The organism is Thalassobacterium sedimentorum (assembly GCF_031127905.1).
GTDB classification, from domain to species: Bacteria; Verrucomicrobiota; Verrucomicrobiia; order Opitutales; family Coraliomargaritaceae; genus Thalassobacterium; species Thalassobacterium sedimentorum.
Window position 1 is genome coordinate 89,211 of the sequence record NZ_JARXIC010000009.1, and the last position, 17,169, is coordinate 106,379.

At 49.5% G+C, this 17,169-nt stretch carries 15 protein-coding genes; 9 read left to right on the top strand and 6 right to left on the bottom strand.

Annotation, left to right across the window (positions count from 1 at the left end):
• Positions 1-153 precede the first annotated feature (153 nt).
• Positions 154-1,107 (bottom strand): sugar phosphate isomerase/epimerase family protein, encoded by a 954-nt coding sequence (locus QEH59_RS07285; protein ID WP_308984707.1) that lies wholly within the window; start codon positions 1,105-1,107, stop codon positions 154-156.
• Positions 1,108-1,188: 81 nt separating this feature from the next.
• The gene (gene rpsU, locus QEH59_RS07290) at positions 1,189-1,389 is read right to left on the bottom strand and encodes a 30S ribosomal protein S21 (RefSeq protein ID WP_155418485.1); all 201 of its coding nucleotides are present in this window, start codon (positions 1,387-1,389) and stop codon (positions 1,189-1,191) included.
• A 209-nt stretch (positions 1,390-1,598) separates the two neighbouring features.
• On the opposite strand from rpsU, the gene QEH59_RS07295 reads away from it, so the two are divergent.
• The 5 genes from QEH59_RS07295 (at position 1,599) to lpdA (ending at position 8,613) form a co-directional block, all read left to right on the top strand.
• Positions 1,599-2,480, top strand: coding sequence for an amidohydrolase family protein (locus QEH59_RS07295; RefSeq protein ID WP_308984708.1), 882 nt, complete (start codon positions 1,599-1,601; stop codon positions 2,478-2,480).
• A gap of 28 nt (positions 2,481-2,508) precedes the next feature.
• Positions 2,509-2,865 (top strand): hypothetical protein, encoded by a 357-nt coding sequence (locus QEH59_RS07300; RefSeq protein WP_308984709.1) that lies wholly within the window; start codon positions 2,509-2,511, stop codon positions 2,863-2,865.
• A 157-nt stretch (positions 2,866-3,022) separates the two neighbouring features.
• Positions 3,023-5,770, top strand: a complete 2,748-nt coding sequence (locus QEH59_RS07305) for a 2-oxoglutarate dehydrogenase E1 component (RefSeq protein WP_308984710.1) — start codon at positions 3,023-3,025, stop codon at positions 5,768-5,770.
• Between the two features lie 59 nt (positions 5,771-5,829).
• Positions 5,830-7,095: a 2-oxoglutarate dehydrogenase complex dihydrolipoyllysine-residue succinyltransferase gene (gene odhB, locus QEH59_RS07310; protein ID WP_308984711.1), complete on the top strand. Its 1,266-nt coding sequence runs from the start codon at positions 5,830-5,832 to the stop codon at positions 7,093-7,095.
• Between the two features lie 111 nt (positions 7,096-7,206).
• Positions 7,207-8,613, top strand: a complete 1,407-nt coding sequence (gene lpdA, locus QEH59_RS07315) for a dihydrolipoyl dehydrogenase (protein ID WP_308984712.1) — start codon at positions 7,207-7,209, stop codon at positions 8,611-8,613.
• 122 nt (positions 8,614-8,735) lie between these two features.
• On the opposite strand, the gene QEH59_RS07320 is transcribed toward lpdA, so the two are convergent.
• On the bottom strand, positions 8,736-9,260 hold the full coding sequence (locus QEH59_RS07320) for an ecotin family protein (RefSeq protein ID WP_308984713.1): 525 nt from the start codon (positions 9,258-9,260) through the stop codon (positions 8,736-8,738).
• Between the two features lie 43 nt (positions 9,261-9,303).
• A complete protein-coding gene (locus QEH59_RS07325; protein ID WP_308984714.1) occupies positions 9,304-10,368 on the bottom strand; it encodes a quinone-dependent dihydroorotate dehydrogenase in 1,065 nt (354 codons plus the stop codon).
• Between the two features lie 191 nt (positions 10,369-10,559).
• Between QEH59_RS07325 and QEH59_RS07330 the strand changes: the two genes are divergently transcribed.
• The 4 genes from QEH59_RS07330 to QEH59_RS07345 all read left to right on the top strand — a co-directional run bounded on the left by QEH59_RS07330 (position 10,560) and on the right by QEH59_RS07345 (position 14,338).
• Complete coding sequence (locus QEH59_RS07330; RefSeq protein WP_308984715.1) at positions 10,560-11,309, top strand: hypothetical protein; 750 nt, start codon at positions 10,560-10,562, stop codon at positions 11,307-11,309.
• A gap of 142 nt (positions 11,310-11,451) precedes the next feature.
• A complete protein-coding gene (gene ffh, locus QEH59_RS07335) occupies positions 11,452-12,816 on the top strand; it encodes a signal recognition particle protein (protein ID WP_308984716.1) in 1,365 nt (454 codons plus the stop codon).
• A 6-nt stretch (positions 12,817-12,822) separates the two neighbouring features.
• On the top strand, positions 12,823-13,266 hold the full coding sequence (locus tag QEH59_RS07340; protein WP_308984717.1) for a bifunctional nuclease family protein: 444 nt from the start codon (positions 12,823-12,825) through the stop codon (positions 13,264-13,266).
• A gap of 7 nt (positions 13,267-13,273) precedes the next feature.
• On the top strand, positions 13,274-14,338 hold the full coding sequence (locus QEH59_RS07345; RefSeq protein WP_308984718.1) for a tRNA dihydrouridine synthase: 1,065 nt from the start codon (positions 13,274-13,276) through the stop codon (positions 14,336-14,338).
• 37 nt (positions 14,339-14,375) lie between these two features.
• On the opposite strand, the gene QEH59_RS07350 is transcribed toward QEH59_RS07345, so the two are convergent.
• Entirely contained in the window at positions 14,376-16,253 is a 1,878-nt protein-coding gene (locus QEH59_RS07350) for an ATP-binding protein (protein ID WP_308984719.1), read from the bottom strand.
• Positions 16,250-17,071 carry a hypothetical protein gene (locus tag QEH59_RS07355; protein WP_308984720.1) on the bottom strand — a complete coding sequence of 274 codons (822 nt, stop codon included), beginning with the start codon at positions 17,069-17,071 and terminating at the stop codon, positions 16,250-16,252. The genes QEH59_RS07350 and QEH59_RS07355 overlap by 4 nt, the downstream gene beginning before the upstream one ends.
• Positions 17,072-17,169 lie beyond the last annotated feature (98 nt).

The following is a 17,169-nucleotide window of genomic DNA, read 5'->3' on the forward strand; positions in this document are numbered from 1 at the left end:
CAGTCCTCCGGTTTCCCATTATGCCCGGCCGGGTATTCGACCAAGCACCTGGGCTCTATATGCGTCATCAGCTAGCCGAGGAAGATTGCGATCTGTTCCAATGACTCCTGGCGCTAGATGATTAACGGTAATACCGTGGGGCCCCATAATCCACTAGCCCAATGCTTCGAGTATATAATCGCGCGAAGCAAGCACCTGATCAAGCTTCAGTCGGGGGCTCAACTCTAATACCAAGGTGTGCTCAGGCCGCACAAATTCTGAAATCATCTTAAAATCAATCGTCCCCGTCCCCGGCACCTGATGATCGCGACCGGATTCGCTGACATCATGCAAATGAAAGCCTGCAAGCCGTGGTGACATTTTCTCTAAATGTGCTCGATGATCAATTAAGCCCAATTGATGCTTAATTTGAGCATGCCCCGTATCATGCCAGTATGCGGCATGCTCGGGTTCATCCAAGCTCGCTAGAAAGTCATCATAATCGGCATCTATTGGCATCTCTTCCATGCTCTCTCTATTTTCCAAGCACAGCTTTAAACCACGCTGCTTCACCTCAGGCAACAGCTGAAGGTAATTTTCCCGAATCCTAGGAATGGCTTTCTTAGCCACCCGACGAATGGCCTTCATCGCCTTATCACGGCGTTGAACAAACTCCGGACTTTCGCTCAATTCATGCGCCGAAATCTCAGATGCATCTACCCATCGATCCAGTCGAGCCTCGGCAGAAGCAAAGAAAAAAGAAACTCGCCCCGAATGCATGACAACTCGGTCCGCACCCACTTTACGGGCAAAGTCCAAGGTTTGAATCGAATAACGGTGCCACAAACTCTGCTCACGCGAATCCAAAGCCGAGGGTTGATAAAGATTGGGCGCAGCATGCTGTACACTCCCCGGCAATGGACAAAAATTATGAACGGAGGAAATTTCAACAATCCCCTCCTCCACAGCCCGAAGAATGCCAGCCACCAGTGACAAGCGCACGCCATGGCTCAACTCAATCCGCTTAAAACCTAAGCTGAGCATCTCTTCAACCATCTCATAACCATCGTTATGCCGCGCAGAGCACCAGCATGTAGACAAGGAAAGACGGTCAGAAATGTCAGCCATAGTAATAAAAAAGTCCCGACGCGTGCTATACGAGCCGGGACCTAATAAAGACGCCAGCGCACCGCGCTCGCAATCCAGAAACTACATATTCGAATAACGAACGCGTAGCATATTGTTGAAATCCAACTCCTTCTTCTTGCGGCGCTTTGCTTGGGCAGGCTTCACGAAATAACGCTTAGCGCGCACATCGCGGATAACACCCTCACGATCGAGGCGTTTTTTAAGGCGGCGGAGCGCACGTTCCATGGGCTCGCCTTTGCGGACTTTTACTTCAAGTGACATAAATTTATGGTCTGGTTAATGGAAAAGGGGTGAAAATGGCTTCAGCAGCGGCTTCGTCAATACCTTTTTTGAGTTATTCACATCACCACAAACACAGCATCAGCCTAGACGCGCCAATAGATCGCCACCCACGAAGACCTGATATACTGGCCCAGTAATCCGAATAACTCCTAGACTAGCCGCCAGCAACCAATCAAACTGCCACCCCCATGATCATCGATTGCCATACACATGCATACCCCATAGAAATTGTGACGAATCCACGCAAATGGGCGCTGACGCATAACGAACTCCACTGGGCGAACCTAGTCGCCCCAACGGACCGTCCCAGCATCCAGGGCTGGAGTAACCTCGACAGCATGCTCACCACGATGGATTCTGCAGGTGTGGACAAAGCCGTGCTACTGGCTTGGTACTGGGAACACGAATCCACCTGCCGCTGGCACAATGCCGCCATAGCAGAATGGATACAAGCAGCCCCGGAACGTTTAATCGCTTTCGCTGCAATCACCCCCAACAGCAACGTCATCGACCAACTGGAAACTGCAAAGGCCTTGGGCTTCCGTGGAGTCGGCGAACTGCACCTCGGCGTACAGAAATTCGATGCTGCAAACCCGCATTGGCAAGCGATGGCAAATTGGTGCGTCGACAACGATTGGCCGATCAACTGCCATGCAACAGAAACAGCGGGCCACGACCACCCGGGCTCCATCCCAACGCCACTGCAAGAATTCGTACGCATGGCGGAAGCAACTCCAGCCCTAAAACTAATTCTCGCACACTGGGGCGGCGGGCTCGCATTTTTCGAGCAAAACCCTAGACTAAGAAAGCGACTGCGTAATGTTTACTATGACACCGCTGCCAGCCCCTTACTGTATGAGATGCGCGTATTCAGACAGATGATCGAACTTGTCGGCATCGATAAATTACTCTTCGGCTCGGACTACCCACTCAGGCTCTACCCACAAAGCCAAAAGACACCCGAAATGATACGTTATATTGAGCACATCCGAGAAAGTGCCGGCTTAAATGCAGTCGAACTGGCCAAGTTACTAGGCGACAATTGCAAGCGTATGCTGAAGCTTGATTAAGCTATAATAATTTCTATAATCCTTCACCATGAAGCCAAGAAGCCTACGACATCGAATTGAAAAAATTGCCAAGCTCTTAGTGACGGTCCAGAAACATACCCCTGAAGTCGATTGCCAAATCAATCAAGACAAAGGGGATCATGGACATCTCGTACTTGATTTCGCAGGCAGCGGAATGAGCCGCTCCAGAATGCAATCTCTCGGCAAGGACCTCCAAAGCAAAGGATACTCATTCACCGAGAAAAACAGCCCATGGCTCGGACAGATCACTTACACCGGGCGCGGCGACGACAAACCCACCATTTTATTCACCGTGCCCATCGTTAAAGATCGCCTTGCAATCAATGAAGCAGCGCTAGAGAAAACTTACAATTTCGACAACTAAAAAGCCTTCACATCAAGGCAAACTCTATTCAACTAGCATCTAAATCGACATCCTCAAATTAGCAAATCGAATAACACCGCATTAATTGCATAAAGATTTGTATTGCTAATAAGTGTGACGTAATCGTGGAACTCACAACTGCACACCTGAAAACTCCATGAAGCACTCAACTATCGCGAATCGCTGGAATGCCGATTTGATCGACGAAAATTACGACCTCTGGCGCACGAGCCCTGAATCTCTAGACGCGGAATGGCGCGCCTTTTTTGAAGGATTCGAGCTAGCAAGTGAAGATCACGCGCTCGGCGGCCAAGGATGCGACATCAATAATGTCTCCCCCACCCAAGCGGATAGCGATGCCACTCGACAGGCGCGCGCCATCGGGCTAATTTATGCGTATCGGTCAATCGGACATACCATCGCCGCTTTCAACCCGCTGACTAAGGAAGCGCCCACGAACCCACGTCTCACCTTAGAACGACTAGGGTTCACCGAATCCGACCTCGATCGCGTCTTTCATACCGGCAATTATCTGGGTGGCACCGAAATGACATTGCGCGAGCTGATCGAGCGCCTGGAGAAGACCTACTGTCACAAAATCGGAGCAGAGTACATTCATATTCAAGAGACGCCTAAGCGTCGTTGGATACAGGCACGTATCGAACCTGAGTGCTTTATCCCTCGGTTTAGTAAGGAAGAAAAACATCGTATATTGAGTACGATCATGCATGCGGAGGACTTCGAGAATTTCCTACAAACCCGCTATGTCGGCCAAAAGCGTTTCTCCCTGGAAGGTGGCGAAACATTGATCGCCTGCCTCGAAAGTGTCTTAGAGCGTTGCAGTAAGAATGGTGTCGACGAAATTGTGATGGGCATGGCACACCGCGGCCGTCTCAACGTCTTGGCCAATTTCCTCGGAAAATCATTTGAGTATATCTTCCGTGAATTTTCAGAAAACTACGTGCCCGACACCATCCATGGTGACGGCGACGTCAAATACCACCTCGGATTCGAAACCATGCGTAAGACTACGGATGGACACGAAGTGGAGATTCGGCTCGCAGCCAATCCGAGCCACTTGGAAGCAGTCAACCCGGTCGTCGAAGGCAAGGCCCGTGCGCGCCAGCGCATACGCGAGGACTTAGACCGTAAACGCGTGCTGCCGATTCTCATTCACGGTGACGCAGCCATCGCAGGTCAAGGAATCGTTGCCGAAGTATTCAATTTCTCTCAACTCAAGGGTTACCGCACTGGCGGCACGATTCACTTCGTCATTAACAACCAGATCGGATTTACCACTGATCCATCGGAGGCGCGTTCCAGTCGCTACTGTACTGATGTCGCCAAGATCGTAGAAGCACCAATTTTCCACGTAAATGGCAACGACCCCCTCGCGGTCGTCGCTGCCGTCGAAGCCGCCTTCGATTATCGACAGACTTTTGGCTGTGATGTCGTGATCGACATGTATTGCTGGCGCAAGCACGGGCACAATGAGTCCGACGAACCAGCCTTCACACAGCCACTCCTCTACAAAACCATTTCTGAAATGCCACTCATAGGTCGCGCATTGGCACAGCGACTGGTCGCCAGCGGTGAATTTACCGAAGACGAAATCAAATCCATCGAAACGGAATATCAGAAGAAACTCGAAAGTGCATTTGAAACTGCCAAAGCAAGGGAAGACGAGGCCATTGATCCTTTCTCAGAATCCAACGCAAAAAAGCAGCCACCCTACAATTTCAAGGGTTTCGACACCCGGGTAGCGAAAGAACAGCTGGAAATGATTGCGGAGCAACTGGCACACGTGCCCGCAGGCTTCAGTGCAAATAAGAAAATTGTCCGCCAGCTCAATACTAAACTGAAAGCCTTTAAGGAAAACACTGGTATCGATTGGGGCATGGGCGAAGCACTGGCCTTCGGCAGCTTGCTAATCGACGGCACCCCAGTACGCCTAAGCGGCCAAGACTGCGAACGTGGCACTTTTAGTCATCGACACTCTGTGCTCTACGATAATCAAACACGCGAAAAATACGTTCCGCTGCTCGACCTACAAGAAGGCCAAGCACAGTTTTGCGTGCATAACTCACTACTCTCCGAAGCAGCCGTGCTCGGATTCGACTACGGCTACTCACTCGACTACCCCCAAATGCTTTGCATTTGGGAGGCGCAGTTCGGTGACTTCGTCAATGGCGCACAGGTTATTATTGACCAGTTTATCACCTGCAGCGAATCCAAATGGGGGCGCCTCAGCGGACTAGTGATGCTCCTGCCACACGGTTATGAAGGACAAGGTCCCGAGCACTCTTCAGCCCGTCTCGAACGCTTTCTGCAAGCCTGCGCAGAAAACAATATTCAGGTTTGTAACGTCACGACACCCGCACAGTATTTCCACCTATTGCGCCGGCAAATGAAACGTGAGTTCAAAAAGCCGCTGATCATCATGTCGCCCAAAAGTTTACTACGGCATAAAGACTGCGTATCGCTGGTCGAAAACTTCACCGACAACGAGTTTTGGTCCATTCTCGATGACGAGACAGTTAACCGCAAAACAGCGAAGCGCCTTATATTCTGCTCCGGTAAACTCTACTACGACCTGACCGCATATCGTAATGAACAATCGATCAAAGATACGGCCATCATTCGCATCGAACAATTCTATCCACTCAACACAGATTTACTCGAGCGTATCGTAGCAAACTATCCCAAAGCAAAAAGTATTGTTTGGAGTCAGGAAGAACCCAAGAATATGGGTGGTTGGAGCTTTATCGCACCTCGCTTAATGGAAAGCATCGGCAAACTTCCCGCCTATGCAGGGCGCAAAGAGTCAGCCAGCCCTGCCGTGGGCTCTCTGGCAATGCACCGGCACGAACAAAAGAAACTCATCGAAAAAGCCTTCTCGCTTTAACTATCCAAGTGAATTTCTCCTCTTTATAATCCTCAATTTCAAATTCGTAATTCAATACAATGGCTACCGAAGTAAAAATTCCCGCGATGGGCGAATCCATCAGCTCAGGCATCTTAGCAGCATGGCATGTTAAAGACGGCGACTACGTCGAAAAAGACCAAGTGCTCTACGAACTGGAAACCGACAAAATCACCTCTGAAGGCAGTGCTGAAGTCGCGGGCGTCATCTCCATCAAGGCAGATGTCGAAGATGAAGTTGATATTGGGCAGGTCGTCGCCACCATTGATGAATCAGCGACAGCCCCCAAGAATACAGACAGCAATGAGACTGTAAACGAGGCTCCAGCCGCTCAGGCGGAAGCAGCTGCAAGCGCTCAACCCAAAGCTACGAAAGCACCTGAAGCCGCCAAGCAGCAATCCGAGCCCAAACCATTGTCACCGGCCGCTCGTAAAGCCGCCGAAGAAACTGGCATCGACACCACTCAGCTGTCCGGTTCCGGCAAAGATGGTCGAGTCACTAAAAATGACATTCTAGAGGCTGCCAATGCACCGGCTGCAGCTCCAGCAAGCCCACAGAAAGCAGCATCGGCTGCATCCACGGCAACGGCTTCCACTTCCAGTAGCGATCAGCGCGAAACCCGCAAAAAGATGTCACCACTGCGCCGCAAGATTGCTCAACGACTCGTCGCAGCGACTCAAGAAGCCGCTATGTTGACGACTTTTAACGAAGTTGACATGAGTGCAGTCATGAAACTGCGCAAGCAGCATCAAGAAAAGTTCGTCGAACGTCACGGTCTCAAGTTAGGCTTCATGTCATTCTTTACTAAAGCGGTCACACACGCATTGCAAGCAGTGCCAGAAGTCAACGCACGGATCGAGGGTAATGAAGTCGTCACGCAACATTACTACGATATCGGTGTCGCCGTTGGCACGGACAAGGGACTAATGGTTCCAGTTCTTCGCGACTGCGACCAAAAAGGCTTTGCAGAAATCGAGGGCGATATCATGGCCTATGCCAAAGCAGCCCGCGCGGGTAAGATTCAAATGAGCGACCTTGAGGGCGGCGTATTCACCATCTCCAACGGTGGAATTTATGGATCGATGCTAAGCACTCCCATTGTCAATCATCCGCAGCCAGCAATTCTTGGCTTACACAACATCACCGAGCGAGCAGTCGTCATCAATGGCGAAATCGTTGCACGCCCCATGATGTACCTAGCACTCAGCTACGATCACCGCCTCATCGATGGTAAGGAAGCAGTCACCTTCTTGGTCAAAGTCAAAGAAGCCATCGAAGATCCTGCTCGCTTACTTTTCGGCATTTAATACCACAGCCCAAAGAACAAGCGCCTGTTCAATACTCCATTTTTCAGTTATTTAGTTCCAACATAATAAAACCGAAAACCAGTAGATAGAAAACTGGTCGACTCTCCAGACATGTCCTCAGAAAACACATTCGATCTAATCGTCATTGGCTCCGGCCCCGGCGGCTATGTCGCCGCCATTCGTGGTGCGCAACTTGGCTTGAAAACTGCAATTGTTGAAAAAGATAAAAAGCTCGGTGGCACTTGCCTGAACGTTGGCTGTATTCCGAGCAAGGCCCTCCTTCATTCCACTGAGATGTACCACTTCGCCGGCCATGGTGCTGCAGACCACGGCATCGATTTAACGAACCTCTCCATCGACATTGATCAGTTGATGGCCAAAAAGGACAAAACCGTGGCCCAATTATGTGGTGGCGTCGAGTTCTTGATGAAATCCAACAAAATCAAGGTGTTTAATGGCCTTGGCATGTTGGCTGGTGACAGCAAAGTACGTATCAAGGAAAAGAATGATGAAACCGTATTAACTGGTAAGCATATAATCATCGCAACCGGCTCCTCCACAATTGAACTCCCCTTCTTAAAATTTGATGGCGAGACCGTAGTCAGTAGCGATCAGGCCATTGCCTTCGACTCAGTCCCCGAAAAACTTGCCGTCGTGGGCGCGGGTGCGATTGGGCTTGAGCTAGGCTCAGTCTGGGCGCGTTTGGGGGCGCAGGTCGAGGTCATAGAATTCTTGCCTAACATTGCTCCAACTTTTGATAAAGACGTCTCCAAGATGGCTGAACGTCTTTTCAAGAAACAAGGCCTCAATTTCCACTTAAAGACAAAGGTCACAGGTCTAAAGAAGTCTAAAGGTAAACACTTGCTCACAGCCGAAAAAGACGGCAAAGCGATTGAATTCGAGGCAGACAAGATCCTTGTCGCCGTCGGACGCAAGCCTTACACAGATCGCCTGGGGCTTGCTACCGTAGGAATCGAAACTGACGACAAGGAGCGTATTCCAGTCAATGAACATTACAAGACTTCAGCCGACGGCATCTACGCCATTGGCGATGTTATTCCAGGTCCAATGCTTGCGCACAAGGCCGAAGAAGAAGCTGTTGCCTGCGTAGAGCGTATTGCCGGTCAAGCAGGTCATGTCAATTACGACGTCATTCCCAATGTCATCTATACCGAACCAGAACTCGCCAGTGTTGGTCTAACAGAAGCCGCAGCGAAGGAAAAAGGCATCGAATTCAAATCTGGTAAATTCAACTTTGCAGGCAACGGTCGTGCGATCGCCAGCGACGGCACCGACGGCTTTGTCAAAGTCACTGCCTGCAAGAAAACCGATCGTATCCTGGGTGTACAGATCATAGGTAAAGGTGCCTCCGAATTAATTGCCGCCGCCGTAACGCACATGGAATATGGTGGCAGCGCAGAAGACCTTGGGCGCACAATTCATGCCCACCCCACTATGAGTGAAGCATTAAAAGAAGCCGCACTTGCCGTCGATGGCAACGCAATCCATAGTGCCTAAATTTCGTCGCGTTCGCCCCGAACAGCGTCGTATTCGGACGGACTCAAACGGTCCATCCGAATAACTCAGTTGTGTGTCTAAAAACCAGCGTCCGGCGATGACCACGCTCGCTGCGACTCCGCTTATCCCTGTGGCGCGGCCTGCAGGTCTCCGGCAGTCCACACGCGGTATTTCACATCAAAACCATCGGGCACAATCACTACTACGGGGAGTTTACTATTATAACGAATCGGCTGCATCTGAGTATTAACTTCAATGAAGCGCTCCAGCTTGGGGGCCGATGGATGGACGGCCATTAAAGTGCCCATCATCTGCCCCTGCGATTCCAATTGATAATAAGTATACCCCCAGCCTTCGACTGTAACTGGCTCAAGGCTGCCCAGTATTCTGTAATTATTTACGGTATCAGTGAGTACCCTTTTCCCAATAACTAGAGTCACCATATGTGAAGACTCATCCTCTAATTCTGGCAAGCGAAACACATGTCGCTGATAGCCTGCCTCTGCCACAGGGAAGGCCTCTAAATCGCTGTCATTGCCTGTATTTGAAAGCGCAACATCATCTGGCCCCTCTCCCGAAGGCAAGCTCGCACAGCCCACTCCAAATACCAGCAAGGTCACTAAAGAGATGAATAAATAAATTCTCATGATGCGTAATAAGTTATCTATAAAAGTCTGGATCCAATCTCTCCTAAATCCAATCCTCTCCTTTAGACTTGAGCGCACGCGCCAATTCCCGGGCGAAGAAAGGCCCCTTATAAACCCAGCCCGTATAAATTTGTATCATCGAGGCGCCAGCATCGATTTTCTCTCCAGCGGACTCTACGGAGTCAATTCCCCCGACTCCAACGATAGGCAACTTACCCTCGGTCGACTTATAAATATAGTTAATCACTTCATTGGAATGACGACGAATAAAAGCACCCCCGCTTAAGCCCCCCGTTTCCTTACTCGTAAATCCATCCGGACGCTGGATCGTGGTATTGGTCGCAATAATGCCATCGTAGCTAAGCTCAAGTAATACCCCCACAATCTCGTCAATTTCCTTAAAAGTCAGATCCGGAGCAATTTTTAGCAACAGTGGGTGCGGCTCACGTCCGAGTTTCTTAGCATGGGCCAGATTCTCATGACGTATCACTTGCAAGAGCTCCCGTAAATAGGTGGCTCCCTGCAGGTCGCGCAGGCCCTGTGTATTGGGACTACTGATGTTAATAGTGAAATAATCCGCCTGATCCGCCAAGGTGCGAAAACTGGCCACATAATCATCCACCGCTTGGTCGAGCGGAGTGGTTTTCGCCTTACCGATATTCACTCCAACAGGAATGCCGCGCTTTCCCTTAGGATAGTTTTTAGAGAGCGCCTGCAACATGACCGCCGATCCCTTATTATTAAATCCCATCCGATTAATCAGAGACTTTTGCTCTGGATAGCGGAACAGTCGTGGACGCGGATTGCCCGGCTGGCCTTCGGGTGTGACTGTCCCCACCTCTGCATGCCCAAAGCCCAAGGCCTCGATCGCACGCGGAAACTCTCCGTCCTTATCCATCCCAGCAGCCAGTCCCACTCGGTTTGGAAACTCCAAGCCAAAAAGCTTCACCGGCTTGTCTTCACGCACCTGGTTATATCGACGCACCAAATTACACAATGTTGGCAAAGCGCCCATCGTCATTAATGCGGTGCGACCGCGGTCGTGTGCTTGCTCTGGCTCCATTTTGAATAAAGCCGGACGCACTAAATTTTCGTAAATAAATCCCATAACGGTCTGTCTTATGCAGAATCTGAGAACCTAACAGCCACTTTACGCAAAACAATGAAAAAGACACTTTGAAAAAAATTCTGACTAAGCACTTTACAAAGAAGAAAACGAGTCTTTAACCCCTATATGGATCGCTACTGAACTCACTGTAGCCCCATCTCTAAGAATTACAAAAAGCGTCTCCAAACTGTATGTCGAAACCTACTACTAAACTCACTTGGTGCAAGGCCCGCCTGGGCGAAGATATGAACTGGTGGATCAGCGAAATCAGCGATCCAGTCCATTGGGATGTCGATGGTCTAGGAATTATCGACCCTCGCCAATTCCAGCACATAATCGACTTGCTTGAGCCGCTCAGTGACTACGGACTACAGAATGAACTGGTCGACGACGCCTTTTACTCCTTTGGCATCGATAATGTAGAAGAAGACAAGACCGTACTCCTTAAACGCGTTCAAGACAGTGTGCTTGAGAGCGAAGACCCTCTATTCGCCCTTCCCGATGTCCTGGACGAAGAAAAAGGCCCCTATGCTGATTTACTCGATCACATCACCAAGCTTCGGGTAAAAATGCTCAACGATCTCATCGATTTTTCCCAAAACCTCACAGTTGAGGAATTGGAAGAGGAAATACGTGAAGCGCAGAATGCAGATTTTATGGAAGGCCGTGCCTCTCACTTCTTTACCGAACTCACCGCAATCTTAGAATATGTACCTGAGGGCTTTGAGCTCGACGACGACGAAGACGCCAAGCCCAAGACAGAAGACGAGGAATTGGAAAAAGATCTCGCCGATGTTGACGCTGGCACTGAAGTCGACGAAAAGATCGAAGAAGACGACACGATGAAGTGGGACGAAGAGGAAGAGGAAGAGGAAGATTACGAAGAAACCACCGCTCCACCGGACGAAACCCCCGAAGAGGAGAGCCGCAAGAACAAATAAGCGTTCCACCCGATTTCAAGTCAAAGCCTCGTCCCAACTCAATGGACGGGGCTTTTTTATGACTCTTTAGAAAGCGTATCCAAAAAAAATTTCCGTTGCCAGCGAGGAGGCCTCGAATTAGGCAATAGCGACTCAAAAGACTATGTTAGAAAATTTAACAGATAAACTAGGCAGTGCACTCCGCAATTTACGAGGTGTTGGCAAGCTAAGCGAAGAAAATATGGCTGACGCACTCAAAGAAGTGCGCCAGGCGCTACTCTCCGCCGATGTGCACTTCAAGGTCGCCCGTGAATTTGTGGCCACAGTAAAGGAACAGTGCGTCGGGCAAGAAGTTCTCAAGTCCGTCACACCAGGACAACAGGTCATTAAGATTATTCACGATGAACTGGTTAAATTACTTGGTGAAGGGGCAACTGAACTAGAAGACAAAAAACCACTACGTATTATGATGGTGGGCCTACATGGTTCTGGTAAAACTACCAGTAGTGGTAAACTGGCACGCTATCTAGCGAAAAAACGCGATTATCGCCCGGCTCTAGTCGCCTGCGATGTGTATCGCCCAGCCGCCATCGATCAACTCGAAACTCTGGCTAAGAATGAAGACTGCGTCTTCTACGGTGATCGCGACGAAAAAGACGTAGTCAAAATCGGCAAACAAGGCCTGGAGGCTGCCAAGCAAGCAGAAGCCAATCTAATCATTTTCGATACCGCAGGTCGCCTACAGATCGACGAAAATTTGATCGAAGAGATCAAATTGCTCAAAGCAGAGGTGCTGCCCGATGAAATTTTGCTAGTGGCTGATGCCGCACTGGGCCAAGAGGCAGTCAACGTAGCCAAACACTTCCATGAAGCGGTCGGATGCACCGGTATCATACTGACCAAGCTCGATGGCGATGCCCGCGGCGGCGCGGCACTCTCGATGAAATCGATCTCAAATGTGCCCATCAAGTTCATGGGCACCGGTGAGAAATCAGACGAATTTGATGTCTTCCACCCGGATCGCATGGCTTCTCGAATCCTTGGCATGGGCGACGTTGTCTCCCTAGTGGAAAAGGCTCAGGAGACCATCGATCAGGATGAAGCCGAACGCATGGCAGAGAAAATGCGCAAGGCGGACTTCAACCTAGAAGACTTTTTATCTCAGATGCAACAGGTCAAAAAAATGGGCTCACTGGGCTCATTGGTGGGAATGATGCCTGGTATGAACGGGGTTGAAATTGGAGATGAAGAGGAAAAGAAGATGGCACGCACGGAAGCAATCATACTTTCAATGACCGTACAAGAGCGCCGCCAACCCCGACTGCTGCGAGGAAGCCGCTTAAAACGAATCGCCAATGGATCCGGAGTGCAAGTAAGAGACGTGAATGCACTACTCAAACAGTTTACCCAGATGCAGAAAATGATGAAAATGATGCGCGGCGGTAAAGGGCGCAAAATGATGAAAGCGATGAAAGCGCAAATGGGTGAGGACTCCGGAGGCCTGCCAACGAACTTACCGGGTATATAGATTCACATGGATAACCAAGTTGTTCCAGTTCTTGTTAAAGGTGTGATGCCAACCACCAACGGTTGCGCCATCTTTCTTGGTAACGACGATAAGATCTTCGTCATTTACGTCGATCAAGGTATCGGCGAAGCCATTCAGCGCGCAGTGGATGGGGCCAAAGCGGAACGCCCACTCACGCACGACTTAATGCTCACCTTACTGGATGGCCTCGGTGCGGAAGTGGAGCGCGTCGTCATTAACCATGTCGACGAAGGCACCTTCTTTGCACGTCTCATAGTGTCCATGGAAAATGAGTTAGGGCATAAAATCATCGAGCTGGATGCACGCCCGAGTGATTCGATAGTGATGGCACTCGCCTCTGGCAAGCCCATCTATGTAGCCCACACAGTCATGGATTCCGTGGATGATATGACAGAGATACTGGCAAAGATCCTAGAGCAAGACTCTTAGCGCACTCATGACGCCACTGCCCGCAGCTCTCGTCCCAGGCCAGCCATGGACAGCCCTTGCCCCCATGCAGGATGTGACGACACTTCCCTTCATGCGCCTTCTAGGTAAATATGGAGTGCCCGACCTACTCTTTACAGAGTATTTTCGCGTACATGGACATTCCACACTGGAGTCACACATTGTTGATGCGATTTGCCATCATCAAACAGGACGGCCGGTCTTCGCTCAGCTCATCGGTGAAAGCTTACCCGACTTACAACGCACCGTCGCAGCAATTGAAAGCTCTCAGCTTCCTGTAGCTGGCATTGACTTGAATATGGGATGCCCTGCACCTAAGGTTTACAAAAAAAACGTCGGTGGTGGTCTATTACGAGAGCCCTCCAAGGTGGACGAAGTTCTCAGTTGCTTGCGAGCTGCCATTAACGGCCGCTTCACAGTGAAAATGCGCATCGGTTTCGATAGCGACCAACACTTTGAAACAATCCTTGATCTGATCCAAAAGCATAATGTTGACCTACTCAGCTTACACGCACGCACGGTTAAGGAGGCCTACCGCAGTGAAGTCCACTACGAATACATTCAACGCGCCGTCGAACGTGTACCATGTCCGGTGCTCGCGAATGGAAACATTACCTCTGTAAGCAAAGGCCAATGGGTGCTTGATCACACAGGTAGCGCCGGAGTGATGATCGGCCGCTCATGCATTCGAAACCCTTGGATCTTTCGCCAACACCGTGAGCACTTTGCCGGCCAACCGATCTTTCAACCCACCCTGCAGGATGTACGAGAATATATTGAGGACTTGATCGTTGCCACCAGCCTGCCAAATCTTGAAGGTACACACCATATTAACCACATGAAAAAGTTCTTGAATTTCGTGGGACTGGGCGTGGATACAGATGGTCAATTCCTTCACGATATGCGACGCGCAAGAACCAAATCGGAGCTAGACGCGATTTGCGACAAACACTTGATTCACAACGGACGCGGCGAACAACTATTTCCTGACGAACCGATCAAAGGCTTAGTGGCTCGGCCCAATTGCGAAACTTCGCGCGGCTGCACACTCTAAGTGCGCCTCACAACCTATTAGACCTTATTAAACATTATTAGACCTCTTGTAAGTCAAAAAGACGCGCGATAGTTTGCTTGAGTGTATTTAAGCGCAGAGGCTTGCTCAAATATGCATCCATGCCGTTCTCGAGACAACGAGCCTCATCCCCAGAGAGCGCATTCGCCGTCAATGCCACAATCTTAATAGTGCGCCCGGCCTCACCAGCCTCTCCCAAACGCAAGAAACGGGTGGCCTCTAAACCATCCATCTTAGGCATTTGTAAATCCATAAATATGAGATCATAGTCCTGCTGGCGTAGTAAGTCCAGCAGCTCCTCCCCATTCTCCACGAAATCAGCCTCCCAGCCCAAACGACGGAGCATAATCATGATAACACGTTGATTGGCCAGATTATCTTCTGCGACTGCAATTCGTAGTGGTAAACGCTCAGCCATTATATTGACCGTCTCGGAGGCTGACTCAGGCTGTGCAACTGGTTCTTGACTTACATTCGGTATCGGCGGACGTGTCTCTTTCAATGATACAATTTCAAACTGCACACGACTAAAAAAACAAGAACCTTCATCAGGTAAACTGGTCGCCCACACCTTGCCTCCCATCGCCTCACTCAGACGCTTACAAATGGCCAAGCCTAAACCCGTGCCACCGTATTTACGAGTCGTAGAGCTATCACCCTGTGAAAAAGGCTTAAACAACTGGCCGATCTGATCGCGCGACATACCGATCCCCGTATCACGTATCTCAAACTCAAGATCCACTCGATTCGTCGTGAAATCGATATTATGGGTATAAATACTGAGCGACACTTCGCCTTTCTCAGTAAACTTAATCGCGTTTGATAGAAAATTAATTAAGATCTGCCGCAAACGTGTCTCATCTCCACGAATCTTACGTGGCACATCCTCATCTACATTGATGACCAAGCTTAAGCCTTTTTCGGTTGCTTGCGAAAAAAACATCGAACTCAATTCGCGTATAACAGGCAAAATTGCAAAATCTCTGGATTCAAGTACCAGGTTGCCGGACTCGACTTTCGAGAAATCCAACACATCGTTGATTAAGGACATCAACGCTTCACTGCTACTTTTTATAGTAGCCAAATAATCCTCTTGCTCTTCGTTCAGCTCAGTTTCGTTTAACATTTCAACAAAACCAATAATACCGTTGAGCGGAGTTCTAATCTCATGACTCATCGTTGCCAGGAAATCACTCTTTGCGCGGTTTGCACTATCTGCCTCATGGGCCGACTGCTTGGCCTGCTCAATAACCTGATTCAAACGCTGATTCGCCATCTCCAACTCTTTTCTGGCGCTGTCGGCATCCTCCATCATGCTAAGCGCAATTTTACGCCCCTTCTTCAATTCATTAGCTTGCTCAATCAGATCCGAATTTGCAGAAATCAACTCCTTCTCTGCTCGTTTCCAGCGTTGCTCCGTCTCCCCATGGTTACGTGTAATTCGACGCAAGGTGTCCGAAAGTCGATCAAACTCCAAAAAATCGAATGTCTGAGGCATCAGTGCCGAGGCCCCAGTACCAATACTCGCCAGTCGATCATTCAACAAATCCAGATTTGCCTGTAAACGCTGCACAAAATAACGAGTCGCCAGCAGCGGCACCGTGACACCAAACAACAAAATAGCCAGCGCAAGAGCCATGCTACGGAAAAACTCCTGTTGATGCGTAATGCTTCTTTCCTGACGCATAAACTCAATCTCATCGATGTGCTCGATCGGATTGAATTTAACATTGGAAACCATGACATTCAGTTCTTCCATCAACTGACCACGCTCCTCGACATAACTGGTGAATCGATCCGAAGCCATCCAGCCCACCAGCACAATAACTACCGCAATAATGGGCAAGGCGGCGTATAAATAGACCATTCTAGAAATACTACGTGTACGCTTACTCAAGAAATTGCCCCCTTTCTAGAACCGGAAAAATCGTATTGAGAGACTGGCAGTTTGAGTTCACTATCATCGGAAGAGTGATCGATTTGATAGCGCAGCGGCATTCCAGCTTCACGACAAATCACATTAACCTCTTCCTTTAATTCTAGAATACGCGTTTCTCGCCGGAACATGCCTTTGCGGAAACGATCCAGGTCTTTTTGTGTCGCCTCCAGATCTGCGACTCGCTCGGCATTTTTAACCGGCGGCACAAAAAATGCCGCTTCAACAATATGCTCCTGAGGAAAATACTCGCCGCTAATCAATGCCAGTGTTGAGAAACCATCAGCACTCTTCATCTCGACTTTAGGCTGCTTGACGGAGGAATCCCCCAGTTTAATCGCATCCACGACGGATTCCAACTTAAGCGGATTCACCCCCAGCACCTCTTCCAAGCGCAAGCCACGTAGCACAGAATCCGTCGGCATGCGCAACATCTTGATAAAACCGGGGCTGGCTTGATCTATAATTAAAGTGCCTGCATCAAAACGCACAAAACAAGCCAGAGATCGCGAATACAATCGATTCTGAGTTTCCAGATTCGATACCATTTGGAGCGACAACAAGCGATCTTTCTCTTTTACCTGTGCAATCAAGCTACGTTCGATCCACACAAAACAAGAAATGGTGAAACCACCCAGCCCAGAAAAAACATAGGCTTCCATATGCGACACCCCAAGGACGATTAAAACCGTCGCTATCGCTAGAAATGCAAAGACGCCAGTAGTGAATGCGATAATGAACGCACTAAATGACAATCGTTGGGAGTCGGTCGGATTCATGTAATTAAGCTTACGCCTGCTGGTACAATTCACAGAAACTAGGGTCTAGCCGATATGGTGCAAGGTAAAGTGACAGTTTCAAAAAAAATGGGACCATC

What these genes read in the sequence shown, in the direction of transcription:
- QEH59_RS07285 (WP_308984707.1), bottom strand. Translation starts at nt 1,107, where the DNA reads ATGGCTGACATTTCTGACCGTCTTTCCTTGTCTACATGCTGGTGCTCT.
- rpsU (WP_155418485.1), bottom strand. Translation starts at nt 1,389, where the DNA reads ATGTCACTTGAAGTAAAAGTCCGCAAAGGCGAGCCCATGGAACGTGCG.
- QEH59_RS07295 (WP_308984708.1), top strand. Translation starts at nt 1,599, where the DNA reads ATGATCATCGATTGCCATACACATGCATACCCCATAGAAATTGTGACG.
- QEH59_RS07300 (WP_308984709.1), top strand. Translation starts at nt 2,509, where the DNA reads ATGAAGCCAAGAAGCCTACGACATCGAATTGAAAAAATTGCCAAGCTC.
- QEH59_RS07305 (WP_308984710.1), top strand. Translation starts at nt 3,023, where the DNA reads ATGAAGCACTCAACTATCGCGAATCGCTGGAATGCCGATTTGATCGAC.
- odhB (WP_308984711.1), top strand. Translation starts at nt 5,830, where the DNA reads ATGGCTACCGAAGTAAAAATTCCCGCGATGGGCGAATCCATCAGCTCA.
- lpdA (WP_308984712.1), top strand. Translation starts at nt 7,207, where the DNA reads ATGTCCTCAGAAAACACATTCGATCTAATCGTCATTGGCTCCGGCCCC.
- QEH59_RS07320 (WP_308984713.1), bottom strand. Translation starts at nt 9,260, where the DNA reads ATGAGAATTTATTTATTCATCTCTTTAGTGACCTTGCTGGTATTTGGA.
- QEH59_RS07325 (WP_308984714.1), bottom strand. Translation starts at nt 10,368, where the DNA reads ATGGGATTTATTTACGAAAATTTAGTGCGTCCGGCTTTATTCAAAATG.
- QEH59_RS07330 (WP_308984715.1), top strand. Translation starts at nt 10,560, where the DNA reads ATGTCGAAACCTACTACTAAACTCACTTGGTGCAAGGCCCGCCTGGGC.
- ffh (WP_308984716.1), top strand. Translation starts at nt 11,452, where the DNA reads ATGTTAGAAAATTTAACAGATAAACTAGGCAGTGCACTCCGCAATTTA.
- QEH59_RS07340 (WP_308984717.1), top strand. Translation starts at nt 12,823, where the DNA reads ATGGATAACCAAGTTGTTCCAGTTCTTGTTAAAGGTGTGATGCCAACC.
- QEH59_RS07345 (WP_308984718.1), top strand. Translation starts at nt 13,274, where the DNA reads ATGACGCCACTGCCCGCAGCTCTCGTCCCAGGCCAGCCATGGACAGCC.
- QEH59_RS07355 (WP_308984720.1), bottom strand. Translation starts at nt 17,071, where the DNA reads ATGAATCCGACCGACTCCCAACGATTGTCATTTAGTGCGTTCATTATC.